Here is a 24,561-nt window from a genome sequence, read left to right as displayed (position 1 = left end):
GCGTCAGTCCTCGTTGCCGTTCGAGGTGCCGGCCGGGCCGCCGGGCGCCTCGTCCGGCTCGGCGACCGCGCGTTTCGGGGTGTAGCCGCGTTCCGTGGCCTCCTGCAGCAGCGCCGCCTCTTCGGGCGTGAGCTCGGGTTCGTGCGCCATCATCGCTCCTCCCCCGGCACGGCCGCCGGTTCTCCGGTTTCGACGAACTCCAGCACGTCGAAGTCTTCCGCCCGCAGCCGCAGGCCCGCCGTCCCGTGCACGCGCGCGCCGAACGCCCCGTCGGCGCCCATCACGCGCGCCGATTCGAGGTACAGCTCGGCCGGGTGGGGGTACGAGGAGGCGTACGACCGGTTGCCGTACCAGCCGCCCGCCCAGTTGCCGTCCTTGAGCCGCACGCGCACGAAGCACGGTTCGCGGTCGCGGAACGCGTGGTCCCAGGCGCTGGGCGTGCGCAGGAACCGGGACTTGCGCCGCTGCCGATCCACCAGGGAGACGGTGACCGCCGCCGCGGCCGGCACGACGAGGAACAGCACCAGGGCGACGAAGCCGACCACGCGCGGCCGCTCCACGAAGCCGTCCCAGCCGCCGCCGGCGCCGCGAGCCAGGCGGACCAGCGCCGGCCCCGCCACCACCGCGTACGTGGCGTCCAGCGCGATCGAGGCGACGATCGCCCGCAGCACCCGCTCACCCAGGTCACGCTCACCGGGCACCGGCCCACGGCGGCGTTCCCGGACGAACTGATAGGTGACCCCGGGCAGCACCAGAAGGACGAGCAGAGCGAGTTGCACGACGGTCGCAGGCGCCTGCACTCACCACCCCCATGTCTCACGGACTCCGCTCGGTCAGGCTACTGGCTTGCGTCTCCGCGGTAGGCAGAACGACCCTTTCCGCGGCCACCGGGAGGCAGTGGGCCGGCCTCGGCGGCGCCGGCCCGCACGATCCTGTCGATCTGCGGGACGGGGCTCTGTGCTGCGGCCGCGCGGACGTGGCCGACGACGGCTGGGGCCGATGGGGTCCGCCGCAGGGCGTACGGGGCGATGCCCGGGGCGGCGGGAGCAACGGAACTGCCTGGTCCGGCACCGGGCGCCACCGGTTGTCGGCCGTGCGTACGGCCTGCCGGGACTCCCGACGCGTTCCAGGTGCCGAGAACCCGCAGAAGTGCCTGGTTCGGGCGGCGCGTCCGGGGCCTACTGGCTGTATCGGACGGAACACACCGTCGTCGCCCGAAGGAGACCATCATGGCGTCCGCTCGTCAGGAACCCGGCGATCGTCCCGCGCGGTACATGTTCACCGCGCTGCACACGACCCACCAGCACGCGGACGCGAAGGCAGGCATCCTGGCGGCGGCGCAGGCGGCGCTGACCGGCACGGCGGGGGCGTGGACCCAGCGGGCCGTGCTCGCCTGGGAACGGGGCGGCGCGGCCGGGGTGTTCGCCGGTGTGCTGCTGGCCCTGTTCGTCTGCGGACTGGTCAGCGGTGTGGTGAGCCTGGCGGCCACATTGTGCCCGCGGATGCTGAGGCATCCGGCCCCCAACCGCTACAGCTTCGTCCAGTTGGCGAACGGGCCGGACATCCTGCCCGCCGACGGAAGGGGTGTCGACGAGGCGGCGGACCGGCAGGAGTTCTCGCGCACCGTACGGTTCCTCGCGCGCGTGGCGGTACGCAAGTACCGCTGGCTGGCGGCGGCGGTGATGTGCACGGCCGTCATGGGGGTGAGCGGTGGGCTGGGGGTCGTACTGCTGCGGGTGGTCGTCTGAGCAGCGGCCGCGGGGAGGCCCCCGTGCCGTTCACCGTGGTTCGTCCGCAAGGTCCGCCAGACGTCTGAGCCGGGGCAGGTCACGGATCACGGTGGCGCGGTAACCGGTCTTCAGCAGACCCTCGTCGCGCAGTTCACGCAGGACCTTGTGGACGGTGGTCTCGGCAGCGCCGACCAGGGTGGCCAACTCCGGCTGCGTCAGCCGGCAGCTGACGGCCACGCCGCCGGCCACCGGCGAGCCGTAGGAGGCGGCCAGTTCCACCAGCAGCCGGGCCAGACGTACTTTCGCCGGGTATCCGCGGAAGTCCAACCGCCGCCGGTTCGCCCAGCGCAGCCGTTCGGCGACGACGGCGGTCAGGGTCATGGAGACCTCCGGGCGGCGCTGAAGCAGTTCCCGCAATACGCCGCTGGGCAGTACTCGAGCGGTCAGCGGACCGCAGGCGGTGACCGTTGCGGAGCGCGGAGCGCCGGTCATCGAAGCCATCTCGCCCACGGTGTCCCCGGCCGCCCTGACGGCGAGCAGTGAACTCTCACCGTTCTCCACGGTCGCGGTGACCTTGGCGAAACCGGACAGCAGCAGCAGTACGTGCTGCTCGTTCATTCCCTCGCTGAGGAGCACGGCTCCCGCCTCGAACCGTACCCGGGTGCCCAGTCCGAGAAGCTCCCGCCGGGCCGGGAGCGGCAGCAGCCCGAGCAGGCTGCGCGCGGGCCATTCTTCGGATCCGGTCGGCGCGTCCATGTGTGCTTCCCCGTTTCTGTCCGCGTTGGGCGTGCCGGTCATCATCGTGACCGTGCGCACAAAGTCCAACTCGCCGTTCTCTACCCGTTCGGGTGCTCGGCCGGTTCGAACCGGGCCTGACCACCGGACCGGTCGGTGGCGCCGCCGGCCCTCTCGTTCACCCCTGCGGTGATCACGACGACTGCGGCACCGTCGAGGGTGCACAGCCGGTCATGCGGACGGTGGCGTCGGGTACGGGGCCGGGCCGAGCCATGCGAGGGCCGCGGCGGTCAGCGCCGTGACACCGATGACGAGTGTGGGCTGCATGACGGGTGCGAAGAACGGTGAGTGGTTCTGCGGGATGTCGCGGTTTCTGATGCCTGCGGCGTCGGCCTTCGCGTACAGGTCCGGATCGATCCCGCCGAGCAGCCAGTAGCACACCGGGACGTCCGCGCTGGTGCCGAAGATGCCGACGTCCTCGCTGCCGGAGGAGGCGCCGGGGTCGGTCAGCCGGTCGCGGCCGATCACGTCACCGATGGCGGACATGGTGCGGGTGCAGGCGTCCTCGTCGTTGACCATGAGCGGGAAGGTGTGCATGGTGCCGATCTCGGGATCCTGCGGCGCTCCGGCGGCCGCCGCCTCACCGCGCACGATCCGCTCCACCGCGTCCAGCACGGTCGCCCGCACCTGAGGGGTGTGGGTGCGGATGTTCAACTGCAGTTCCGCCTCGTCCGGAATGATGTTGTCCTTGGTGCCGGCCTGAAGGGCGCCGACGGTGACCACGGCGCGGTCCTTGGACGCGATCTCCCGGGACACCACGGTCTGCAGCCGCATCACGGTCGAGGCCGCCATCACCACCGGGTCGATCGCCGCCTCCGGCATCGAGGCGTGGGCCCCGCGCCCGAACATGCGCACTCTGAGGGCGTCGGTGGCGGCGAAGGCGAGACCGGGATGGCAGGCGACGGTGCCGGTCGGGATCGACATCACATGCTGGCCGAGGACGATGTCCGGTGTGCCGAAGCGCGCGTACAGGTTGTCGTCGACCATGGCCCGGGCCCCTTGACCCAGTTCCTCGGCCGGCTGGAACACGGCCAGGACCGTACCCGACCACTCGTCGCGTGCCGCGGCGAGCAGTGCCATGGCGCCCAGCAGACATGTGGCGTGCACGTCATGCCCGCAGGCATGCATGACGCCTCGGTTCGTCGAGGCGTAGGGCAGCCCGGTCCGCTCGGTCACGGGCAGTGCGTCGAAGTCGGCGCGCAGCAGCACGGCGGGGCCCCGACCGTTCACCAGCCTGGCCACCACACCGGTCCGCCCCACCCCCTCAGTGACCTCGTAACCCAACTCCCGGGCACGGCGCGCGACCGTCGTGCTCGTGCGGTGCTCCTCGAAGGACAGCTCGGGGTGAGCGTGCAGATCCCGGTACAGCGCTTCCAGCCTCTGCACCAGGGCGGCGTCCAGCCCTGCCAGGACCCGCTGAGCTGTATCGGGTGATGTCGTCACGGGATACCGTCCCATTCCTGCCGCGCCGAGCGGGCGCCGCGACGGGCGAGTACCCAGCTCGGGCCTCTCTATCGGATCTTGGCAGGGTCGCGGGCGAATCAGTGACTCCGGGCCCCGGGAGCAAGGAGGCGGGCATGGAGCAGCGTGTGGCCGCGGATCTCGGCGCCCTTCGGTGTTCTTGGCCCTCCTCCCCCGGGCAGAGCGGTAGGGCCGCTTCTGCCGGACGGGCCTGGCCTGCGGCGTCAGCCGGCAGAGGGCGGCCCGGTGGCAGCGTCCGTCGGGGGATGTGAGGGTGGACGGCATATGACGTCCACCGAGGAGCCACGCATGATCGTCACCATCGTCGGTGCCGGCAACATGGCCCGCGGTATCGGTACTCGGACCTTGACGGGCGGGCACTCCGTCCGTCTGCACGATCGCACACCGGCCAAGGCCCAGGACCTGGCCACCGCGTTGCGCCAGGCGGTCCCCGGAGCGGATGTCGCGGCGGTGGACGCCGATGCCGCGACTGATTCCGACATCCTGGTGCTCGCCGTGCCTCATCCGGCCGGACGCGACATTGCCGAAGCGTGGCACGGCGCCCTGGCGGGGAGGATCGTCGTCGACATCTCGAACCCGGTGGATTTCACCACGTTCGACTCACTCGTCGTACCTCCCGGCACCTCGGCTGCCGAACAGATCGCCACCGCCGCGCCGGAAAGCCGGGTGGTCAAAGCCTTCAACACCACCTTCGCCGGGCCACTCACCACAGGACAGGTGGCCGGACGGCCACTGGACGTCTTCATCGCCGGAGACGACGACACAGCGAAACAGGCCGTGACGGACCTGGTCTCCTCCGCAGGGCTGCGCCCCCTGGACGTAGGACCGCTGCGCCGGGCACGCGAGCTGGAGGCCTTCCAGTTCCTGCACATGGCGTCACAGGAACGGCTTGGCCTGAACTGGTCGAGCGCCATTGCGATCCTGCCGTGACAGCCGGCCGGTCCCCGCGACGAGAGGTCTGCCGAGACCCCGAGGACTGCCGAGACCCCGAGGACTGCCGAGACCCCGAGGACTGCCGAGACCCCGAGGACTGCCGATGTCCCGAGCCCGACGAGCCGGTGGCGGAGGGGCGGCGCAGGCTCAGGCCGGTCGCGGGCCAGGTGCTCCCGGTGCTGGGGGATCGAGCCGGGTGACGAGCGTACGGCCGACCCGTTGGAGTGCCTCGTCGTGCTCGATGCTCTGGAACCTGCCGCCGCGCCGGGGCTGGGCCAGTTGCTCGCGGAGCAGCGGCAGGGCCGGGGCCGCGAGGGATCCCATGCGGTCGAGGCAGGCAACGGCGTGATTGGCCGTCGCGGCGTTCTGGGACATGGCCTGTAGCAAGGCGTCCAGGACGGCTGGTGCCTCGGCCCGGCCGCCGATCTCCCAGAGCGCGGCCGCGCTGTGCACCCGGACCCATTCGTAGTCGTGTGTCAGGAGGTTTCGCAGGCGCGGCAGTGCGGCGGCGGCGGGCGGGCCGATCTCGCCGAGCAGATCCGCCGCGTCGTTGATCCGGAAGGTGATCGGGTCGTCGAGGAGCACGAGCAGGAGCGGCATGACCTCGGCCAGGTCGCCGCCGACGGCCCACAGCGCGGCGACGGCGGCAGGCCGTACGTGCGCGTCGGTGGCGGTGGTCAGCGACCGGATCGTCTCCTGTGCGCCGGCCGCGGCCGGGCCGAACACCCCCAGCGCCTTCAGGGCTGATCGCGTGACGCCGTGCTGCTCATGACGCACCGCGGCGCCGAGCGTGTCCGCGACCACCGGTACCGCGGCCGGGTCGCCCAGCGCCGCCAGCGCGGTCAGGATCGCGTTGGCGCTCATCTCGTTCCACTGCTGGGAGAAGTCGATCCGGCGCAGGTGGTCGCCGAGCCGGGGCACCAACTCCGCCGACCGCGGCAGATGCCCTGCGACCTGGACGGCGCGCCAGGCGTCGACATCGCTGTCCAGCGCGGCCAGCAGACTCGGCAGCGCACGCCTGTCGCCGAGACGCGCCAGGGCCCGGACGGCCTCCTGGTGGCTTCTGCGCAGCCGCGCCTCCGCTGCGGCCCATACCTGGGGGCCGTGCGCCGCGCGTTGGGCGTCGACGTGCGCGGCGAGTGCCTCCCGGGCCGGGGCGGCGATCGGGTGGCAGAACTCCAGGACGGCAGCCGCCTCGGCGGCGACCTCCTCGTCGGCTGTGGCGAGCTGGTCGGCGACCAGCATCAGCAGCCGGGTGTGATCGCCGCGCCAGGTGCGCATCAGCTCCCCGCACATGCGCACCGCGTCCAGGCGCGAGCCGGGGTCGGGGCTGCTCAGCTGCTCGGCCAGCACCGTGGTGCGCTCGGGCACCCGGGCCCCAAGGGCTTCGTGGAAGGTACGCAGCAGGGCCGTGGTCGGTGCGTACACGCGCGTGTGCCGGTCGAGATCCTCGAAGGCGGCGGCTATCTGGGGCGCAACGCCGTCCGCGGGTGGCCCCGGGCGGCTCGGGGCCGGTGCGACGGGCCGCACCGGCAGGGCGCCGGCGGTCTCGCGCAGCAGGCCGACGGCGGCCGGGACCATGTCCTCGCCGATCTCGTCCGGGGCGCAGCGTGCCCGCTGGACCAGGGCCGCGAGCCGGGTCGCCGAGCCCTGGGCCGGGTCGGCGGCGAGCCCGGCGAGCCAGTCCCTCACCTGGCGGGAGGCCGCCGGCAGACGCAGTGCCAGAGCGGCCGCCGCATCCAGGATCCGCAGCCGCGCCGCGATGCCTTCCTCGGCGGCCAGCCGCTCGCGCAGCAGGGCGACAGCCCGGTCGGTGTCGTCGAGGAAGAGCCCGAGCCCGGGAATCGCCGCCAGACGCACCTCCGGGTCGGGGTCGCGGGCGAGTCCCGCGAACTCGGCACCCCGTTCACGCAGGAAGGCGACGGCCTGGGCGCAGCCCATCGGGGGGCAGTACTCGATCTCGCTGCCGTCGTCCTCGAAGCCCTGGTCGAGGGACTCCCGGCCGATACTGACCATCAGCGCCACGACGACGGCCCGGTCGGGCGTGGCACCGTCGGCGGCCAGCTCGAACAGAAAGGGCAGACTGGCTGCCGTGGACGGGTACACACTGCCCTGGTGATGGACCGCGCCGTAGAAGCGGTCGAGGGCGTTGCGGCGCTTCCCGGCGTCCGGGGAGCGCAGCGCCGTCAGCAGCGCCGGTACCTCCTCGGCCGAGCCGTACGCGTGCTCCATCGAAGCCCAGTCGATGTCATGAAGTCCGTCGAACATGATCCACACCATGCCAGGCAGCACTGACAACAGGAGCGTTCCCGGGCCGGGGCCGTACGGCCCCGGCCCGGGGCGGGGCGATCGGGCGTCTACGGTGCCTCACCGCCCGGACGCGGCCGGAACCGAGGTGCTGTCGGCGGACTGCCCGGCGTTGACGGCCGCTGCCGTGGAGGCGGGAGCCGATGGGAGCCGATGGGCCGGGTTTCCGGCGGGCGGCGGTGGGGCCACCGGCCCACCCGGCGTCGGCGGCCGGCCACCAGCCGGCCGCGTCACCGACCTGTCCGGACAACGCACCTGCTAGCGCGGGGGCCCGTCCTTCAGCTTCCTCTCCCAGAACACCTCGTCGCGCCACGCGCCGTCGGCGTAGAAGTGCTCGTGGGCGACGCCCCAGGAACGGAATCCGTGCTTGCGCAGGACCGCCTGGGAGGCGAGGTTCTCCAGTTGGGTGTGCGCCTCCAGGCGGTGCAGGCCCAGTTCCTCCTCGGCGATCCGCAGTGCCAGCCCGACGGCGCGGCTCGTGTGCCCGAGTCCTTGGTGGCGGGAGGAGATCCAGTAGCCCAGGAACCCCTTCTGGAACGGGCCGCGCAGGATGGAGCCGATGGTGACCTGCCCGATGACGGCCCCGTCGAAGACCACGGCGCCGGGCCAGGTGATCCCTTTGCCATGGGACTCCAGCAGGGACTCGATGACCGCGGTCTGCCCTTCGGGCGTGTAGAACTCCTCGGGCCTCGCGGGCATCCAGCGCTTGTACGCCTGCCTGTCCCGGGCGAGCGACTCGGCCAGCGCGGGGCCGTCGGAGGGATCGATCAAGCGGATGGACGTGGACGTCACGGGTGCTCTGCCGCCTTGTCAGTTGCCGTAGTCGGTGGGTTGCGAGGGAGTCTTGCGCGGGTCGCGCTCGATGATCGGGTCGAGGATGCGGTCGATGCGCTCGACGGTCTCGTCGTCCAGTTCGATCCCGGAGGCCGTGGCGCTCTGGGCGATCTGTTCGGGCTTGGTCGCGCCGACGATCGCGGACGCGACGTTCGGGTTGCGCAGCACCCAGGCGATGGCCATCTGGGGCAGGGTCAGGCCGAGGTCGGAGGCGACCTCGCCGAGTTCGGCGACGCGTTTCAGCACGGTGTCGGTCAGCGCCCCCGAGGCGAACTGGGAGGCGGCCACGCCTGCGGCACGTGATCCGGCGGGAGGCGGCGTACCCGGCAGGTACTTACCGGTCAGCAGCCCCTGGGCCAACGGTGACCATGCGAGCTGGCCGATTCCCTCGCGTTCGCACAGCGGGACGACCTCCTCCTCGATGACCCGCCACAGCAGGTTGTACTGCGGCTGGTTGGAGACGATCCGGTCGAGTCCCATCCGGTCGGCCAGCCGGAGGGCCTCGGAAATCTGTGCCGCCGTCCATTCCGACACCCCGACGTAGAGAACCTTTCCCTGCCGGATCAGGTCGTCGAAGGCGCGCAGGGTCTCGGTGAGCGGGGTCCGCTCGTCGAAGCGGTGCGCCTGATAAAGATCGATGTAATCGGTTCCCAGGCGTCGGAGCGAGCCGTGCGCCGCCTCCATGATGTGTTTACGGGACAGACCCCGGTCGTTCGGTCCCGGACCGATCGGCGAGAAGACCTTGGTCGATATTTCGACGGACTCCCGGCGCACGTTCCCCAGAGCGCGACCGAGCACGACTTCCGCTCGGGTTCCGCCATAGACGTCGGCGGTGTCGAAGGTGGTGATTCCCTGTTCGAGCGCCTCCCGGGCGATTCGTTCGGCGGAGCCCTCTGTATAGCTGATCCAGCTTCCATAGGCGATTTCGCTGACTTTCAGCCCGCTGCGCCCCAGTGATCGATGCTTCATGGCTCGGCAGTGTACGCCCGGCTCGAATCAGCCAACGGCGTGATCCGATCGCCCTGATTCAGCCAACCTGGAAATACCCGTTCGAAACCGATCAGGACCGGGGTACGTTCTCGCTTGGCCTTCGAGAGGATGCTGATGCGGGATGAGCTGACCCGGTTACGGGACGTCAGGCCGGGCACGTCCGGGTTCCGGGACCTCGCGGCACTCATGTCGAGGATGACCGGGGACGAGAAGCACTCCGAGGCCGCCACCTCGACGGTGGACGCGCTGTGGGTGCTCTACGACCGGGTCCTGCGGGTCGACCCGGACATGAGCGAGGACCGCGACCGGTTCTACATGTCGAAGGGCCACGGCCCGCAGGCCTACTACGCGGTGCTGTGCGCCAAGGGCTTCTTCGAACCCGAGTTGTTCGACATGTTCGGCGCGTTCCGGTCCCCCCTCGGCTACCACCCCGACCGGGCACTGGTGCCCGGCGTCGAGATCTCCAGCGGATCCCTCGGACACGGCCTGCCCCTCGCGGTGGGGACGGCACTGGGTCTGCGGGCCCGCGGACTGACCGACTCCCGCGTCTGGGTCCTGCTCGGCGACGGCGAGTTCGACGAGGGGTCCAATCAGGAAGCGGTCGCCTACGCCGGACGCGCCGGTCTGGACCGGCTGAACGCCGTGGTCATCGACAACCACTCGGCGACACAAGGCTGGCCCGGCGGTCTGGAGACGCGGTTCGCGGTCGAGGGCTGGTGGACCGAGCGGGTCGACGGCCGCGACCACGACGCACTGGAGAAGGCCTTCACCACCCCGCACCCCGGCCGTCCCGGCCTGGTCGTCGCCGACGTCGGCGCCGCGGCCGACCGCTGACTCCCCGATCCCCCAGCCCGATCCCCCAGCCATCCAGAGGAGTGCCCTTGGCCGGCGTCATGCGCCAGCGCTTCGTCGACGTCACGACGGAACTGCTGGATCTCCACCAGAACCTCGCCCTGGTGACCGCCGACCTCACCGCAGGTCTGTTCGGCACCGCCAAGAGGAACCATCCCGACCGGGTGCTCAACCTGGGGATCAGGGAACAACTGCTGGTGAGCGTGGCGGGCGGCCTCTCGCTGGCGGGAATGCGGCCGTTCGCCCACAGCTTCGCCCCCTTCCTCGTCGAGCGGCCCTTCGAGCAGATCAAACTCGACCTCAACCACCAGGACGTGGGCGCGGTCCTGGTCAGCGCCGGCGCCTCCTACGACATGGCGAGCAGCGGCCGCTCCCATCAGTCGCCCGGCGACGTCGCGTTGCTGTCGACGCTGCCGCACTGGACCATTCACGTGCCGGGCCACCCGGACGAGGCCGAGGCCCAACTGCGCGAGGCCGCGACGGGCGACGGACGCGTCTACGTCCGCCTGTCGAACCAGTCGAACGCCGAGCCGTACGGTCTGCGTTCGGGGCCGGGATTCCGGGTCCTGCGCCGGGGAGAACAGGCCACCGTCGTCGTGGTGGGACCCTTGGCCGACTCCGTGCTCCAGGCGACCGCGCACCTGGACGTCACCGTCCTGTACGCAGCCACGATCCGCCCCTTCGACGCCGAGGGATTACGCGCCGCGGTAGGCGAAAAAGCGGTGGCATCCGTCGTGCTGGTCGAGCCCTATCTCGCGGGTACGTCGACGGCCGAAATATCCGACGCCCTGACCGAAAAACCGCACCGAATCCTCGCGCTCGGGGTCGCCAAGGACGAATTGAGGAACTACGGATCACCGCGCCAGCACGCCATCGCGTACGGTTTGGGCCCGGCGGGGATGCGTCAGCGAATCACGTCATTCCTGTCCCCTTGACGCGCCATGCGCCCTCTTATCTAATACTCGACGGCCCGTCATCCGACGGGAAACAGGCACCGACGGAAAAGGGGATCCGATGTCCATCAACGACAAGCTCGCCGCCACCGACGAAGAGGTCATCATGAACGAGGCCGAGGCCGAGATCGCGGAGCTTTCCGATCACGAGCGCCCGATGGTCGTCGGCGTCATCAACGAGGCCTGACAGCGTACCGTTCGGAGACGGCCTCGTGCAGGCCGCCTCCGAACGGTTCCATTTGACCGACAAGGATTCTCGTGGGAAACGTGCATCCGCTTACCCGCCTCATTGAAGAAGTCGATCTCATGGGGGCCTTCTGGAACAAGAAACACGGCTTGTTCAAAAACGCCTCGCCCGTCGCGGGAATGCTGGATGAGACAGCCATTCAGGAAATATTGGACGTGGGCCTGCTCCGCTGGCCGTACTTCATGCTCCTGAAGGAGGGGATCCAGCCCGCCATCTCGGACTTCACCCGGACCAGGAACGTCCGCGGCCAGGGCGTGAGCGGCTTCGCCGACGCACGGAAGATCCGCAGGCTCCTCGACGGCGGCGCCACGATGAAACTGAGCCAGCTCGAGGACTGGCACCTGCCGACGCGACAGCTCATGGACGAGATCGAGAGCCGGCTCCCCGCCGAGCTCAAGGCCTACGTCTTCTACACCCCGTGCGACAACACCGGCATGCTTCCGCACCGGGACCCCTCCCACGTGCTCGCGCTGCAGATCGCGGGCGCCAAGGAGTGGCGCATCTACGACACCCCGGACAAAGTCGACTCCCGTGGCGGGCTCCTGCCCGACCTGGACGCCGACAGCCACTCCCACTCCTTCGTCATGGAGCCCGGGGACGTGCTGTACCTGCCCCATGGCATCCCCCACGTCGCGACGGCCCGCACCGGCACCTCGCTCCACCTGACCCTCACCCTCACGGAACCGTCTCCGCTGGAGCTCGTCGAGTCCCTGATGGAGAGCTTCGGCGACGAGGCGGACCGGCTGGAGACCGCCACCTCCGGCCTCCGCACGGAGGACAAGGCCGAGGCGGTGACGAGCGCGTTGCTGGACCACCTGGACCGGACGGATCCGGACACGCTCGTGGACTCGGCCGTGGCACGCATGCGGAACCGGAGGGCCTGAACCGATGACGACCGACACTCCCCCACGCACGGACGGCACCACGCGAGCGGAGGGAACCCGGCGGAGCGAGGGGACCACTCGGGCGCCCGCGAACCTCGCCGACCTCGTCGGTGACGCCGACGCGTTCCTCGCCGAGGTGTGGGGCAACCGTACGGCCACGTTCACCTGCGAGCCGGCCAAGGCGCTGCTCTCCACGGCGGACGTCTGGCGCGAGTTGGACTGCGGCGCGCTGATCGTCCCCTACTTCGGTGTCCTGCGGGAGGACGCCACTCCCACGGCCGCGGGCGTCTCGGAGACCCGGATCGTCCAGACCAAACCCCGCCCGGGATACGCCAAGCCGGCCGCGGTACGGCAGTCGGTCGCCTCCGGCCACGTGTTCGTGCTGCGCCAGTTGGAGGACTGGAACGCCGGGATCGGCGCCCTGGTCGACGCGCTCCGCGGCGAATGCCGTGCCCAGGCCGGCGCCGACGCCTACCTCTGCGCCGCCGGATCCGACGGGGTGCCCGCCCGGGTCGACGGCGCCCACAGCCTCGTCGTGCAACTGGACGGACGGACCCGCTGGGTCGTGGGTGAGGGCGAGCACGCTTCGAAGACCGTTCTGCGGGCCGGTGAGGTCCTCTACGTCCCGGCGGGACGGGCCCGGAGCGCAGCCCCGGACGACGCCGACTCCCTCCACCTGGTGATCTCCCTCCAGCAGCCCACGGCCCGTGATCTCGCCGAACTGGCCCTGGCGCAGTTCCTCAAGGGCTCCGCCGCGGCGGAGATCGCGGGCTCGCACCACTTCCGGTCCCCGGCGCAGAAGGCCGCCTGGCTGCGCACCGAACTGCGCGCCCATCTGGCCGGCCACGATCCCGCGGCGCTGGCGCAGCAGGCGGTGCGACTGCGGCAACGCGAAGGCAGGGCGTAGGACCGTGAGCGAGCCCACCACCGAGGGCACCGCCGGGAGCGCCCTGTTCGACCTCATCAGGGCGCAGCAACGGATCAAGTCGGCCCACCGGCTCGGCAGCCGTCTTCTGGTCGAATCCGACATGGAGCGGGAGAACCGTCCCGACCTCGTTCCCTTCGTGCTGGGCTACTCCCTCGACGACGACGGGCCGACCCTGCGGCACGCCCACGCGGGCGCCTCGGCGGTGACCGTCCTCGGCGACGACGACTACCTGTTCCTCTCCGACCGGCGCCCGCGAGCCGACCATCCCGTCGGCGGCCGGTCGCTCTGGCGGCATCGCGAGGGACGGGAGCCGGAGGCGCTGCTCGGCACCGCCCGCGACGTGGTCTGCTATGCCGCCGCCGGTCGCACGGCCGTGGCGGCCGTCTGGGTCCACGCCGAGGCGGACTCCTTCCCCGCGGACCGCGCCCTGCGCGCGGAGTCGGCCCGGAAGGGCCTGACCGCGGTGACCCTCGGCGGCGACCTCTGGCCCCGCTCCGGCCACCGGTTCGGCACCGAGGTGCTCAAGCTGGTCACCGTGTCCCTGGACGAGGACGCGCCCGGCCCTGAACTGCTGAGCACGCCCCTCGACCGGAACACCCTGCTGTCCGGCCAGCTCGCCCTGACTCCCGACGGCCGCCGCTGCGCCGCCGGACTGGTCCGCTTCCTTCCCGGCGGACACCGTCGCCATGGACTGCTCCTCCTCTCCCCCGGCGCGCCGGGGGACGCCCGACAGGTGTGGGCCGACGACGACTTGAGCGACACGATCGCCTCCCCGGACGGCGCCTGGTTCGCCTGCACCGCGGAGCGGATCGCGGTGCCCGGGACGGCACCGCGCCAGGAAGCGGCCCTGGTGTCGAGCGACGGCCTCGTCGTGCGCAAGGTCGGCCGGGAGCACCGCGACTGGCTCCGGCCCCGCGCCTGGCAGGACCCGAAAACCCTGCTGTGCAGCGGCGAGGAGGACGGGCGGCGCCACCTGTGGCGGGTCCGCGTCGACGAGGACGCCGTCACGCGGATCGACGTCGGCGGCTCGGTCCTGTCCGTGACGGCCCGCGCGGGCGAGGCGCTGGTCGTTCGCTCCTCCATCGACTCGCCCCCCTCGGTCGTCTCCCTCCCGCTCGCCACGCCGGACCCGCCCCGGACGGAGATCTTCGCCCCGGCGGCCGCGGCCGCCCCCCGGGGCCGGATGGAGCGCCTGACCCACAAGGCGTCCGACGGGGCCGAGTGGAGCAGTTGGCTCTGCCTGCCCGAGGAAGTCGACCGGGAACTGCCCGTGCTGGTCTGGTGCCACGGCGGACCGATGCTCAGTTGGACCGACTGGTCCTGGCGGTGGAACCCGTGGCCGTTCGTGGCCGACGGATACGCGGTGCTGATGCCCGACCCGCCCCTCTCCGTCGGGTACGGCCAGGACGCCGTCGACCGGGGATGGGGCAAGTGGACCTCCGAGGTGGCCGCCGTGGCCGCCGAGCAGGTCGCGGACGCACTGCTCGATCCGCGTCTCGACGCCGGCCGGGTGGCGGTGATGGGGGCGAGCTTCGGGGGTTTCCTGGCGCTGGCCCTGGGCACGCTCCTGAGCGAGCCGCGCCTGATCGTCAGCCATTGCGGCTGGGCCGATTTCCCCGCGGTGGCACGCGCGTGCGATCTGCACTGGCACTGGCTGCGCGAGTACGGTCCGCCGGAGTCGTCGCCCGCCTACCGCTCGGAAAGCCTGTCGCTGGAGGCGATCCCGCTGCGGACGAAGGTGCTGTTGTCCCACGGGTGCGAGGACACCCACGTACCGGTCGGCGAATCCCGCGCCATGTACCGGACGTTGGACGCCCGGGGCGTGGACGTCGAACTCATGCTCGTCCCGGACGAGAGGCACAGCATCCTCAGGCCCGCGAACGCCGCCGCCTGGCACCGATGGGTGGCCCGGACATGTCGCGAGACGCTCGGCGGCCGATCAGCCGGAAAGGAACTCAGCGTCAGATGACGATCGTTCACACGGACGTCCCCCCGGGTGCCCGGACCGGCACCCCGACGGGTGGTGCTCCCGCGGGCTTCACCGCGGGCCTGCCGGCGAGTCCGGACCGCACCCATTGGTTCCCGCCCGTCGGCGACGCACCGGTCACCGCCTGCGGCACCTCGCTGCGCACGCGCACGCTGGAGGACACGGAGGCACTGGCCCGGGCCTCCTTCACCCGGTGCGGCATCACCCGGATCGCGGACGTCACCGAGCTCGACGACCTCGGCATCCCGGTCTTCAACAGCTTCCGTCCCACCGCGGCACCCGGGCTCAACACGGTGACCAGCGGCAAGGGCATGACCCCGGCCGCGGCCCGGGTGTCGGCCATGATGGAGGCGATCGAGCGGACCTGGTGCGAGCAGCGGGCGGGCGAGCCCGCGCTCCGGGCCTCGTACGCCGAGCTGCGCGGGTCGGGTGTCCCGGTACTGGACCCGCGGCGGCTGATCCTCAAGCGGGGCCACACCTGGACCGAGGACGCGTCCATCGGCTGGTGGCCGGTGCGGGAACTGGAATCGGACGTCGAGGTCCTCGTGCCCGCCCTCGCGGTCTTCGTCCCGTTCCCCAACGAGTGCGGGATGTTCCGTTCCAACACCATCGGTCTCGCCGTGGGCAACAGCCCGCAGGAAGCCCTGCTGCACGGGCTGCTCGAGGCCGTCGAGCACGACTGCACGGCGTTCGGCGAGACCCTCAAGAGCGGCTGGAACATCCGGCTGTCCTCGCTGCCGGACGCCGCCCGGGAACTGCTCGGGCGATTCCACCGGATCGGGATCGAGGTCCAGGTCTTCGCCTACGTCAACGACATCGGGGTGCCGACCTTCTTCGCGACCACCGACGACACCCAGGCCGGGGACGGAATGCTCTTCAACGGCGGCGCGGGCTGCCACCTCGACCCGGTCGTCGCGGTGACCCGCGCGCTGACGGAGGCTGCGCAGTCGAGACTCGCGGTGATCGCGGGCGCACGGGAGGACTTCACGGGCCAGGCCTACCGCCGGCACTCGTCCTACGAGGCGCTCCAGGAGATGTACCGGTCGTGGAGCGGCGGACGGCCCACGGCGGACTTCGACGTGATCGAGAGCGCGAGCACCGGTACGACGGACGGCGACCTCGAAAGGGTCCTGGCCGGACTTCGACGGGCCGGGCTGCCGCTGGTGTTCGCGACGGAGCTGGCCCCCGACGGCCTTCCCTTCTCCGTCACCAAGGCGATCGTTCCCGGACTCGAGGTCCACCACAACGACCCCGCCCGGCTGGGTACCCGCCTGCACCGCGAGATGGTGCGGGCCGGACTCGCGAAGCCCCTGTCATGAAAGCCGCCACCGTCACGGTGTTCGCGGGCCCTTCGCTGCGCCCGGCGGACCTCGCGGAACTGCGCCGGCTCGCCGGGGAGCGCGACCGGACGCTCGACCTGCGCCCGCCCGTCCGCCGGCACGACCTCGCGGCCCTCATCGGCGCCGAACCCCGCAGGATCGTCATGCTGGACGGTGAGTTCGGCCAGAGCCTCGCGGTCAGCGTGACCGAGGTGCGGGCCCTCCTGTTCGCGGGGCAGCCCCTCACCGGCGCCTCCTCGATGGGGGCCCTGCGGGCCGTGGAGTGCCGGACGATCGGGATGACCGGCAGCGGCTGGGTCTACGAGCGGTACCTGAACGGCTCGATCGAGTCCGACGGCGAGGTTGCTCTCCTCTACGACCCCGAGGACTACACCCCCATCACCGTTCCCCTGGTGAACGTCCGCTGGCTGCTGGCGCGGCGCGTCGGGGACGGGCGTCTCTCCCCCGCACAGGCTCACACCGCGCTGGAGATCGCGCGGTCCCTGAATTTCCGGGCCAGACGGCACTCCGTCCTGCTGAAGCGGTGGAAGCTCGGGCTTCCCGCGGACGCCGTGGCGGATCTGGAGGAGCACTTCGCCGCCGACCACCTCGACCGCTGGGACCGCAAGCGCCTCGACGCCCTCGAAGCCGTCCGCGCGGCGCTGTCGTCCTGAGGCACGGACCGTGCCCTCCGCACGCCGTCGGCAGCGGACCGGCGTCCACGCCGCGGACGGCCGCGACCAATCCGACCACGCAGGAGCACGCATGCCCCACTCCGTGACCGAAGAACAGGTAGTCGCCTACCGACGCGACGGGTTCGTCCGCATCCCCGGCATCATCGGCGCGGACGACGCCGCCCGCTACGCCAAGGCCGCGCTGGCGGCCGGGGAACGGCAGAAGGACGTTCCCCCCGATCCCGCATTCACCCATGTGATGCAGTTGTGGAAGCAGGACGAGACCCTGCGCGAGCTCACCCTCAGCCCCGTCCTGGCGGCCGCGGCCACCGCCCTGGCCGGGATACCGCTGCGGCTGTACCACGACCACCTGATGATCAAAGAGCCGCACAACGGCGCCGCCACCGAGTTCCACCAGGACCAGCCCTACTGGCCGCACCTCGGTTCCCGGCACTCCCTGTCCGCCTGGGTCGCCCTCGTCGACGTACCCGCGACGCGCGGCTGCATGACCTTCATCCCCGGCTCGCACCTCCTCGACGGCCGGCACCGCCAGGACCTGCGGGACGCCGACAACCTGATGCGGGCCGCTCCGGAGCTGGTCTGGAAGCCCCGCGTCACCGTCCCCCTCCGAGCGGGCGACTGCACCTTCCACCACTCGCTCACCGCCCACAGCGCCTCGCCGAACCTCACCGACGACCCGCGCATCGCCCACGTCGTCGTCTACATGGACGCCGACACGCTCTACGACCCGCGCAGACGCCCCGTCGGCGAACCCCTCGTCGAGCCGGCCGACCCCACCGCGGGAGTCCCCTTCCCGGACGACGAGTTCCCCCCGCTCCCGTGAGAACGGGTCGCCTGCGGACGGGTCACACGAGGAATGGCCCGCGCGGCCGCACACCGACCGACATGCCACGGAGTCCAACGTGATCGCTTCTTTCGTGCGCACCAACTACGCCTCGCTGAAGGGTCCGGCCAGGACCCTGGCCCTGCTGCACTTCCTCGACAGCGTGGGCGGCGGCGTCTTCACGTCCGGTTCGGCCGTCTATTTCATCGTGGTGGCCGGCCTGCCCGCCGCCCAGGTCGGCCTCGGCCTCTCCCTCGCGGGCCTGTCCGGGTTCGTCTCCAGTGTGCTCATGGGCATGGCCGCCGACCGGATCGGGGCCCGGCGTCTGCTGTTCCTCTCCCTCCTGGCCATCGGCGGGGTCTACTGCCTGTACCCGGCGGTCGGTTCGCTGCCCGCGTTCTGCGCGGTGGTGGGCGTGGTGGGGGCGCTCGAATGGGGCAGCGGTCCGCTGTTCCACACGCTGATCGCGGAGTTGGTCCCGGAGGGCGACCGGGTCAGCGCCCGCGCGGCCCTGCGCTCGGTGTTCAACATCGGCTTCTCGATCGGCGCCCTGACGGCCGCCGCGGTGATCGGCGTCGGAGGCTCCGCGATGCAGGCCCTGCCCCTGGGCAACGCCCTCTCCTTCCTGCTGGCGGCGGGAATCGTGCTCCGGCTGCCCGCCACATCGGCCTCGCCGGCCAGGACGGAACGCGTGTCCCGCTTCCGGGCGCTGAAGGACATGCCCTTCCTCGGCGTCATCGGCGCCTCCAGCCTGCTGGCCCTGCACAGCGCGGTCCTCATGGTCGGCATCCCGCTGTGGCTCGTGACCAGCGACGACATTCCCCGCAGCGTCATTCCGGTGGTCTTCGTGCTGAACACGATCCTGGTCGTGCTCTTCCAGGTGAAGTGCGCCAAGGGCTCCGAGACCCTGGACGGCTCCGTCGGCGCGGCGCGCAAGGCGGGTCTGATCAGTGTGGTCGCGTGTCTCGCCCTGGCCCTCGGCAACGCGACGACGGCATGGGTCGCGGGCCTGTCCGCCCTGACGGCAGTGCTCCTGGTCACGTTCGCCGAGCTGTGGCAGTCCGCCAGCGCGTTCGGCCTCGGCTTCGGGCTCGCCCCGGAGGCGGCGCGGGGAGAGTACCTGGGGGCGTTCCACCTCCACACGGTCGTCCAGGCGACCGTCGGACCCGCCGTGGTCTCCTTCCTCGTGATCCAGCACGGCTCGTACGGCTGGCTCGTCCTGTGCCTGATCTTCCTCACGGGTACGGCCGCGATCGCCCCCGCGGTGCGCCGGGCCCGCAGGGAAGACCTGGCTCCCGCATCCGCCCGGTAGCGCGATCACCGTCGGGCGGACACCGGTACGTACGCGTCCGGGCCCCGGGCGGCTCGGCCGGGTGGATCGGCCCGGGGAGGCGCCGGCGGCTGCCCGCTGCCGCGACACCACCGGTCCGCTCATGGCCGGAGCCGCACCGGCCGGGCCGGGGTCGAAATGCAGGAGCCATTCGGCCGTGGTCCGGGGCAGGATGCCTCCGTGAACCATGTTCTGTGCGGGCTTGCCGCCAACGTGAGCTTGCCGTCCGAACTGGTCGACCGGCTGATCGCGGTCGCCGACGCGGACATCGCCGCGGTCCTCGCCGATCGCGCGGACCTCAGCCATGCGCAGGCGCTCGCGCTGGCCTCGCGGGTCGCGGAAAGCGCCGTGCGGCTGGCGTACGCGGGGCGGCTGACCGCCGCCGACGTCGATCCCGTGGCACAGCCGGACGTCGCCCTCGTCCTGCTCGACGAGGGTGCCGGTTCTCCGCAGTGGGCGCGCCTCTTCGCGGCGGATCCGGTCGTGGGACGCAGGGAGAAGCTGGCCGCCTGCCCCGGTCTTCCGCGCGATGTGGTGGAGATGCTCGCCGCGGACTCGGACGTGCGGGTCGTGGCGGAGCTCGCGCTGTGGACGACGCCGGACGTGGCAGCCCGGCTCGCCGGGCATCCGCATGCCGAGGTCCGCCGCGGGGTGGCGGCCAACGAGGCGACGCCCCCGGCCGTGCTGGCCGCGCTGCTCACCGGGCAGGGGCTGCCTCCGGCGCAGCGGTGCCTGGTCTGCGACCGTGAAGTGACGCCGTTCGAACACGAGCCGCGGTGCCCGCGGGCAGACCGCGATCCGCTGCCGGGCGCCTGCTGCGACGGCTCCCACGAGTCCACCGTGCGCGAGACGCAGCGGACGGCGCTGGGGAACCCGGCCACACCCACCGAAGCCGTGGCCGGCTTCGCGGAGCACGCCTCGCCGCTGCTGCGCCGTGCGCTCGCCGCCCGCCCCGGTCTGCCGTCGCAGGTGTACGGGCGGCTCGCCGTGGATCCCCACCCCGCGGTCCGGGCCGACCTCGCCGAGAACCCATCGATCGACGACGCCCTGATCCACGCACTGGCCACCGATCCCGACGACGACGTGCGGCGCCGGCTCGCCCACAACCCGCACGTGCCGCTCGACGTGCTCACCCGCCTGACCGGCACCACCCGGATCGGTACCGCCCTCCCGGCCCGGATTGCCGCAGCCTCCCCCGACGAGGTCGAGGAACTCGCCCGGTCGCCGAACCCGGACGTGCGGATGCTCGTGGCCCGACGACGCGATCTGCCGCCCGTGACACGCGACGCGCTGGCCACCGATCCCGACGCGAAAGTGGTCGGGTCCATCGCGCCGCACCCGGGCCTCTCCGAAGCCCGACTGCGCGCCATGCTCGCCCGGTACGGAGTCCAGGTCGCTGCCAAGGTGGCGGCCAACCCGGACGCGCCCCCGGCACTGCTGGAGGACCTGGCCCGGCACGAACCACCGGTACAGAAAGCGTTCCGCGAGGTCGCCCGGCACCGCAATGCGACGGCCCTGGCACTGCTCACCTGTCTGACGGACGCACGGGCGAGGCCCATGGCCGCCGGCCATCCGGCTCTCCCCCAGCCGGTCATCGCCGAACTCCTCACCGACGCCGCCCCGCGGGTCGCGGAAGCGGCGGCCGCCAACCCGTCACTACCGCTCGCTGTCATGTCGGATCTGCTGGCCCGGCTGCGGCTGTGACTGCCCTGCCGCCCGCTCGACACCCGGCCCCGCCGCCGTCCAAGCACCGACTCGCCCACTGAAGCGCTCCGTCACAGGCGCGGACCGCGAGCCTCGGGGCAGGAAGTCGGATGACGTGTGGAAGTACTTCCGTCCCTACCAGGGAGGCGGTCGCTGAGTCACCGGCCCGCTCGCGCCCGGCGGCAGCAGGCGCTGAGCGAAACGGGCATGAACCTGCTCATCATGCGATCACACTTAGTCACTCACATCGGCGTCTTCCTGAAAGCAGGGGCTCGCCCGGGGCAGGTACAGCGAGGGAGACCAGCCGACCGCTGTCCTCCGAGGGCAGACCTCGAAGCGGCCGTCTGTCCCGCTCCCCTCCCCCGTTCTGTCTCCGAGGAGAACCCATGAGTCTGTCGTTTCGACGCCGCCTGCTCGCGTCAGCCGCAGCCGCGGCGGCGCTGGCGAGCCTGATGCTGCCGGCCACCACCGGTACCGCCCGGGCGGCCGCCGCGGCCGTGCCCGGCGGCCCGGTGGTGATCACCAGCGTGGCACACACCAACTACCTCATCCCGGACGACGCCAAGGGCAACGACGGCACTTACCTGCAGGTGTACTACAGGGCCGACCACCCCTACCCGCGGACCTTCCGGTTCACCCCGTTCAGCACCTCCCACGGGGAGACGGTGTACCGGTGGACGATCAGCACCACGGGCAACTGCGCAGAGATGCGCGGTGACGCCGGGACCTGGGTGTACCTGACCAAGTGCCAGTCCAGCAAGAAGGCCCAATGGTGGCGGCTGCGGCCCACCACCGACGGTGACGCATGGGCTCTGGTGCCCTACCTCGACGAAGACCTCGCCGTCACCGCCACCTACGGCGACGACAACGTCGCTCCGCTGCGCGAGCTGCCCGGCGGACACGCCACCAGCTCACAGCTGTGGTACCTCACCGCTCCCTGACCGCCACCGCCGGTGCCAGGGCCGGACGGCCTCTCCCGGCCCGGCCCTGGCACCGGCGCCCGCAGGCGGCCCTGGTCTGCGCGGACACCGGCACGCCGGCTTGCCCACGGCTCCGTGCCCGGGCCCGCCACCGCGTGCTGCCGCCGGGTGGAAGAGGTGGAGCACCCGGAGTGGCAGGGGTGGAGCACCCGGGCGGAAGTCCGGGGCAGAACGTCATCGGGCCGTGCCGAAGTCCTGCGTCCAGTAGTTGCCGGGCTGCGCCACCCCGACACCGATCTCCTTGAAGCCGCAGTCCAGGATGTTGCGCTTGTGGCCGGCGCTGGCCATCCAGCCCGCCATGACCTGCTCGGGCGTGGAGTACCCGTACGCGACGTTCTCGCCGTAGGTGCTCCAGAGGTAGCCCGCGCGCGTGATCCGCTGTCCCGGGTCGGACCCGTCGGAACCGGTGTGCGACATGGTGTTGTGGCTCGCCATGTCCGCGCTGTGGGCCCGGGCGGCCTGCGAAAGCTTCGCGTTCAGGGTGACCGGTGAGCAACCGACCTTGATGCGCTCGCTGTTGACCAGGGCGACCACGCGGGCGACCGCGGCGGACGCGGGGGTCTGCGTGGCGGGGGCCGTGGTCGCGGACGGCTTCGGTGCGGCGGTCGTCGTCGCGGAGGGCGCGGCGGTCGGCTTCGACGCGGCGGTGCTCCTCGCCGGGGCGGGTGGGGGCGTCTTCGGCACGGGCGCCTTGGGCTTCTCCGGGGCGGGCGCCGCGGTCCCGGCAGAGGTCGTCGGCGAAGCCGTCGTCGTGGGCTTCGCGGTCCGGACGTCCCGCTCCCGGTGTCCGCCCCAGGACGCCTTCCACCCGTCCGTCCAGGAACGGCTGGACGCGGCGGTGACGTCCTCGGTTCCTTCGTCGCCCATGCACGCCATGGCGGCCGACGGCACCGCCACCGCGCCCATCGCCAGGACGGCGACGGCTATGGGCCGGCGGCGGGACTTCCTGCGGTGCTTCCGGTGGTTCCTCATGCGGACCTCGTTCGGTCGACTCTCCTTGCGCCTCCGGCAGGCCTGGTTTCGCCCAGGCACTGCGTTTGACCTGCGGGGACGCCTTGCGGAGCCGTCATTGTTAAGAGCCGCGTGAGCACACGGCAACGAGGGCTTCCACGACCTCGCCTAGTAGCGGAGGGCGCTCTTGAATCCGGGCCGGGATTGTGCCGAGCCGCCGCACCGACCGCCGACGACGCCTCACACTCCGTCAGGAGGGCGGCGGGGACGGTCTGATCTGATCGAGGCCGGTGAGGCTGCCGGTGGCACCGGCCGAGGTGCCGCGTATGCCTGCTTCCGTGCACCAGATCCACCTATGTCGCCCACGCGCCATCTACTGTCGCGGCACGTTGGCAAGGAGCACGTGTGTGAGGGAAGTCACCGCCTTTCCCCGCAACCCTTCCGGGGTCCGGCGACGGTGACCGTGCGCAGGAGCGCGTCGAGGCCGTCGGCGCAGATGCGGCGGAAGAGAGCCAGGCATCCTCATCGCCGACGCCGGCCGACCGGGGTGAAGGCGCCGGGCCATTCGGGCCGGAACGCCTCCGGCTCGCCGGGCCGCCCCGCCCTCATGGGTATCGCCGGCTCCGTGCAGCGCCCCCCGTGGCGGTCCATCGCCACGAGGAAGCCGGCCGAGGCGACGGGCGCCTGCTTGCGCCGCTGGACGCCACCCACCCGGGCCGCGTAGTCATGGACGTGTGACGCAGTCGGGTGTCATGATCACACTGTTGTCGGGCGTGGGTCCGGTACGCAGGGGAGAAACCGTGAAGCTGTACCTCGCCGTGCCTCTTGTCCTGTTCGCGCTGCTCATCGCAGCCTCCGGCGTCGCGGCGGTCACCAGCGGCTGGGTGCTTCCCATGAACCGGCGCCATGTTCGCGCTCCGCGGATCTACGGCTGGGGTCAGCTCACGGTGGCGTTCGCGCTGTGCTGGCAGATGGTCTTCGGGCTGATGATCAGCGATTCCGGCGCTCGTACGTCGGGAACGCTGATCGGCGCCGCGATTCTCCTTGCCGGTCTCATACTCATGATGGCGGGTCAGCTCACCGGTGGTAACCGGAAGGGCGGCGGCAGCTCGGCCCAGTGAGTCACCGTGTGTCACCGACCAGGCATCCGGCAGGACGGCCCAGCGCTTGCGCAGGTTGCCTGAGCCGGGACGAACACGGCCCTCCCGGCTGCCTGCCCGCCCTCTCGGACCACCGCAGATCATCGACCAGCACCGCGACCTCGTTTCGCAGCGACATGAGCGCCCGCCCCTCCGGCGCTGCGGTGGGACGGGCGCTTGTGTCGGGGCTCAGTCCTGAAGCTTGATGCCCTCGGGTGACGTCAGGCCCTTGTCGGGGTGGGCCCGGAATGTTGCCGTCCATGTGGTGGGCGGGCAGGACGCGCCGTTGGGGTGCTGCTCCGTCAGCCTGGCCCGGGTCCTGTCCGCGACGACGGTGTCACCGCTCTTCACGGACGTCACCGTGAGCCGCACCGGGACGGTGGACGAGCCGACGTCGCCGCGGAGTCGGACCGACACGGAGGCGAACGGGTCGTCGGGGCTGCCAGATACCCGCTCCTGGCATCTGGCCTGCACACACAGACGGATTCTCACCGCGTCCCGGCCTCCGAAGTCGGCGGGCCGCCACATCACGGACACCTGCGACTCCGCGTCGGCCTTGGTGCAGGACGTGTCCTGGCCGAGGAGCGAGCATCCGGTCAGGGCCGCCGCCAGCAGCGGGGTGAAAAACGCACGGCGCATAGGAATTCCTCGCTACGGTGCCGGGGAAGGCGCTGTCGGCCGGCCCGATGCCGGTGACA

24 protein-coding genes are annotated in these 24,561 nt (G+C 71.6%); 15 read left to right on the top strand and 9 right to left on the bottom strand.

Annotation, left to right across the window (positions count from 1 at the left end):
• Nucleotides 1–3: 3 nt before the first annotated feature.
• A complete protein-coding gene (locus tag VKA29_RS31130) occupies nt 4–150 on the bottom strand; it encodes a hypothetical protein (RefSeq protein WP_324789349.1) in 147 nt (48 codons plus the stop codon).
• Entirely contained in the window at nt 150–800 is a 651-nt protein-coding gene (locus VKA29_RS31125) for a DUF6338 family protein (protein WP_324789348.1), read from the bottom strand. The genes VKA29_RS31130 and VKA29_RS31125 overlap by 1 nt, the downstream gene beginning before the upstream one ends.
• A gap of 429 nt (nt 801–1,229) precedes the next feature.
• Between VKA29_RS31125 and VKA29_RS31120 the strand changes: the two genes are divergently transcribed.
• On the top strand, nt 1,230–1,748 hold the full coding sequence (locus tag VKA29_RS31120; RefSeq protein WP_324789347.1) for a Pycsar system effector family protein: 519 nt from the start codon (nt 1,230–1,232) through the stop codon (nt 1,746–1,748).
• Between the two features lie 30 nt (nt 1,749–1,778).
• On the opposite strand, the gene VKA29_RS31115 is transcribed toward VKA29_RS31120, so the two are convergent.
• Together VKA29_RS31115 and VKA29_RS31110 are read right to left on the bottom strand one after the other, a co-directional pair.
• Complete coding sequence (locus tag VKA29_RS31115; protein WP_324789346.1) at nt 1,779–2,486, bottom strand: Crp/Fnr family transcriptional regulator; 708 nt, start codon at nt 2,484–2,486, stop codon at nt 1,779–1,781.
• Between the two features lie 210 nt (nt 2,487–2,696).
• Nucleotides 2,697–3,983, bottom strand: a complete 1,287-nt coding sequence (locus VKA29_RS31110) for an amidohydrolase (protein ID WP_420718605.1) — start codon at nt 3,981–3,983, stop codon at nt 2,697–2,699.
• A gap of 312 nt (nt 3,984–4,295) precedes the next feature.
• On the opposite strand from VKA29_RS31110, the gene VKA29_RS31105 reads away from it, so the two are divergent.
• Nucleotides 4,296–4,937, top strand: coding sequence for an NADPH-dependent F420 reductase (locus VKA29_RS31105; protein WP_324789345.1), 642 nt, complete (start codon nt 4,296–4,298; stop codon nt 4,935–4,937).
• A 150-nt stretch (nt 4,938–5,087) separates the two neighbouring features.
• Here the strand turns inward: VKA29_RS31105 and VKA29_RS31100 are convergent, their stop codons facing one another.
• The 3 genes from VKA29_RS31100 to VKA29_RS31090 all read right to left on the bottom strand — a co-directional run bounded on the left by VKA29_RS31100 (nt 5,088) and on the right by VKA29_RS31090 (nt 9,050).
• Nucleotides 5,088–7,208: a HEAT repeat domain-containing protein gene (locus VKA29_RS31100; RefSeq protein ID WP_324789344.1), complete on the bottom strand. Its 2,121-nt coding sequence runs from the start codon at nt 7,206–7,208 to the stop codon at nt 5,088–5,090.
• 297 nt (nt 7,209–7,505) lie between these two features.
• Nucleotides 7,506–8,039 (bottom strand): GNAT family protein, encoded by a 534-nt coding sequence (locus tag VKA29_RS31095; protein ID WP_324789343.1) that lies wholly within the window; start codon nt 8,037–8,039, stop codon nt 7,506–7,508.
• A gap of 18 nt (nt 8,040–8,057) precedes the next feature.
• Nucleotides 8,058–9,050: an aldo/keto reductase family protein gene (locus VKA29_RS31090; protein ID WP_324789342.1), complete on the bottom strand. Its 993-nt coding sequence runs from the start codon at nt 9,048–9,050 to the stop codon at nt 8,058–8,060.
• A 135-nt stretch (nt 9,051–9,185) separates the two neighbouring features.
• Here VKA29_RS31090 and VKA29_RS31085 point away from each other — a divergent pair, with 135 nt between their 5' ends.
• The 12 genes from VKA29_RS31085 to VKA29_RS31030 all read left to right on the top strand — a co-directional run bounded on the left by VKA29_RS31085 (nt 9,186) and on the right by VKA29_RS31030 (nt 21,734).
• Entirely contained in the window at nt 9,186–9,905 is a 720-nt protein-coding gene (locus tag VKA29_RS31085) for a thiamine pyrophosphate-dependent enzyme (RefSeq protein ID WP_324789341.1), read from the top strand.
• A 59-nt stretch (nt 9,906–9,964) separates the two neighbouring features.
• Nucleotides 9,965–10,858 carry a transketolase family protein gene (locus VKA29_RS31080; RefSeq protein ID WP_324789378.1) on the top strand — a complete coding sequence of 298 codons (894 nt, stop codon included), beginning with the start codon at nt 9,965–9,967 and terminating at the stop codon, nt 10,856–10,858.
• A 79-nt stretch (nt 10,859–10,937) separates the two neighbouring features.
• Entirely contained in the window at nt 10,938–11,063 is a 126-nt protein-coding gene (locus tag VKA29_RS31075) for a hypothetical protein (protein WP_324789340.1), read from the top strand.
• Between the two features lie 179 nt (nt 11,064–11,242).
• Nucleotides 11,243–12,007, top strand: coding sequence for a JmjC domain-containing protein (locus tag VKA29_RS31070; RefSeq protein ID WP_324789339.1), 765 nt, complete (start codon nt 11,243–11,245; stop codon nt 12,005–12,007).
• Between the two features lie 4 nt (nt 12,008–12,011).
• The gene (locus VKA29_RS31065; RefSeq protein WP_324789338.1) at nt 12,012–12,914 is read left to right on the top strand and encodes a JmjC domain-containing protein; all 903 of its coding nucleotides are present in this window, start codon (nt 12,012–12,014) and stop codon (nt 12,912–12,914) included.
• Between the two features lie 4 nt (nt 12,915–12,918).
• The gene (locus VKA29_RS31060) at nt 12,919–14,904 is read left to right on the top strand and encodes an alpha/beta hydrolase family protein (RefSeq protein WP_324789337.1); all 1,986 of its coding nucleotides are present in this window, start codon (nt 12,919–12,921) and stop codon (nt 14,902–14,904) included.
• On the top strand, nt 14,901–16,241 hold the full coding sequence (locus VKA29_RS31055) for a YcaO-like family protein (RefSeq protein WP_324789336.1): 1,341 nt from the start codon (nt 14,901–14,903) through the stop codon (nt 16,239–16,241). The genes VKA29_RS31060 and VKA29_RS31055 overlap by 4 nt, the downstream gene beginning before the upstream one ends.
• On the top strand, nt 16,238–16,915 hold the full coding sequence (locus VKA29_RS31050) for a TfuA-like protein (RefSeq protein WP_324789335.1): 678 nt from the start codon (nt 16,238–16,240) through the stop codon (nt 16,913–16,915). Before VKA29_RS31055 ends, VKA29_RS31050 begins: the two co-directional genes overlap by 4 nt.
• A 91-nt stretch (nt 16,916–17,006) precedes the next feature.
• The gene (locus VKA29_RS31045) at nt 17,007–17,759 is read left to right on the top strand and encodes a phytanoyl-CoA dioxygenase family protein (RefSeq protein WP_324789334.1); all 753 of its coding nucleotides are present in this window, start codon (nt 17,007–17,009) and stop codon (nt 17,757–17,759) included.
• Between the two features lie 79 nt (nt 17,760–17,838).
• Complete coding sequence (locus VKA29_RS31040) at nt 17,839–19,071, top strand: MFS transporter (RefSeq protein ID WP_324789333.1); 1,233 nt, start codon at nt 17,839–17,841, stop codon at nt 19,069–19,071.
• Between the two features lie 198 nt (nt 19,072–19,269).
• Nucleotides 19,270–20,793, top strand: coding sequence for a hypothetical protein (locus VKA29_RS31035; protein WP_324789332.1), 1,524 nt, complete (start codon nt 19,270–19,272; stop codon nt 20,791–20,793).
• A 386-nt stretch (nt 20,794–21,179) separates the two neighbouring features.
• Nucleotides 21,180–21,734: a hypothetical protein gene (locus VKA29_RS31030; RefSeq protein ID WP_324789331.1), complete on the top strand. Its 555-nt coding sequence runs from the start codon at nt 21,180–21,182 to the stop codon at nt 21,732–21,734.
• A gap of 213 nt (nt 21,735–21,947) precedes the next feature.
• Here the strand turns inward: VKA29_RS31030 and VKA29_RS31025 are convergent, their stop codons facing one another.
• Nucleotides 21,948–22,745 carry a CAP domain-containing protein gene (locus VKA29_RS31025; RefSeq protein WP_324789330.1) on the bottom strand — a complete coding sequence of 266 codons (798 nt, stop codon included), beginning with the start codon at nt 22,743–22,745 and terminating at the stop codon, nt 21,948–21,950.
• Between the two features lie 779 nt (nt 22,746–23,524).
• On the opposite strand from VKA29_RS31025, the gene VKA29_RS31020 reads away from it, so the two are divergent.
• A complete protein-coding gene (locus VKA29_RS31020) occupies nt 23,525–23,845 on the top strand; it encodes a hypothetical protein (protein ID WP_324789329.1) in 321 nt (106 codons plus the stop codon).
• A gap of 207 nt (nt 23,846–24,052) precedes the next feature.
• Here the strand turns inward: VKA29_RS31020 and VKA29_RS31015 are convergent, their stop codons facing one another.
• A complete protein-coding gene (locus VKA29_RS31015; protein WP_324789328.1) occupies nt 24,053–24,502 on the bottom strand; it encodes a hypothetical protein in 450 nt (149 codons plus the stop codon).
• Between the last annotated feature and the right edge of the window lie 59 nt (nt 24,503–24,561).

Source organism: Streptomyces sp. H51, assembly GCF_035656535.1.
Classification (GTDB): domain Bacteria; phylum Actinomycetota; class Actinomycetes; order Streptomycetales; family Streptomycetaceae; genus Streptomyces.
This window is presented reverse-complemented; position numbering and strand designations above follow the sequence as displayed.

Coding starts and splice junctions, on each gene's coding strand:
- VKA29_RS31130 (WP_324789349.1), bottom strand. CDS start 150: ATGGCGCACGAACCCGAGCTCACGCCCGAAGAGGCGGCGCTGCTGCAG.
- VKA29_RS31120 (WP_324789347.1), top strand. CDS start 1,230: ATGGCGTCCGCTCGTCAGGAACCCGGCGATCGTCCCGCGCGGTACATG.
- VKA29_RS31115 (WP_324789346.1), bottom strand. CDS start 2,486: ATGGACGCGCCGACCGGATCCGAAGAATGGCCCGCGCGCAGCCTGCTC.
- VKA29_RS31110 (WP_420718605.1), bottom strand. CDS start 3,983: ATGGGACGGTATCCCGTGACGACATCACCCGATACAGCTCAGCGGGTC.
- VKA29_RS31105 (WP_324789345.1), top strand. CDS start 4,296: ATGATCGTCACCATCGTCGGTGCCGGCAACATGGCCCGCGGTATCGGT.
- VKA29_RS31100 (WP_324789344.1), bottom strand. CDS start 7,208: ATGTTCGACGGACTTCATGACATCGACTGGGCTTCGATGGAGCACGCG.
- VKA29_RS31090 (WP_324789342.1), bottom strand. CDS start 9,050: ATGAAGCATCGATCACTGGGGCGCAGCGGGCTGAAAGTCAGCGAAATC.
- VKA29_RS31085 (WP_324789341.1), top strand. CDS start 9,186: ATGCGGGATGAGCTGACCCGGTTACGGGACGTCAGGCCGGGCACGTCC.
- VKA29_RS31080 (WP_324789378.1), top strand. CDS start 9,965: ATGCGCCAGCGCTTCGTCGACGTCACGACGGAACTGCTGGATCTCCAC.
- VKA29_RS31075 (WP_324789340.1), top strand. CDS start 10,938: ATGTCCATCAACGACAAGCTCGCCGCCACCGACGAAGAGGTCATCATG.
- VKA29_RS31070 (WP_324789339.1), top strand. CDS start 11,243: ATGCTGGATGAGACAGCCATTCAGGAAATATTGGACGTGGGCCTGCTC.
- VKA29_RS31065 (WP_324789338.1), top strand. CDS start 12,012: ATGACGACCGACACTCCCCCACGCACGGACGGCACCACGCGAGCGGAG.
- VKA29_RS31055 (WP_324789336.1), top strand. CDS start 14,901: ATGACGATCGTTCACACGGACGTCCCCCCGGGTGCCCGGACCGGCACC.
- VKA29_RS31050 (WP_324789335.1), top strand. CDS start 16,238: ATGAAAGCCGCCACCGTCACGGTGTTCGCGGGCCCTTCGCTGCGCCCG.
- VKA29_RS31045 (WP_324789334.1), top strand. CDS start 17,007: ATGCCCCACTCCGTGACCGAAGAACAGGTAGTCGCCTACCGACGCGAC.
- VKA29_RS31030 (WP_324789331.1), top strand. CDS start 21,180: ATGAGTCTGTCGTTTCGACGCCGCCTGCTCGCGTCAGCCGCAGCCGCG.
- VKA29_RS31025 (WP_324789330.1), bottom strand. CDS start 22,745: ATGAGGAACCACCGGAAGCACCGCAGGAAGTCCCGCCGCCGGCCCATA.
- VKA29_RS31015 (WP_324789328.1), bottom strand. CDS start 24,502: ATGCGCCGTGCGTTTTTCACCCCGCTGCTGGCGGCGGCCCTGACCGGA.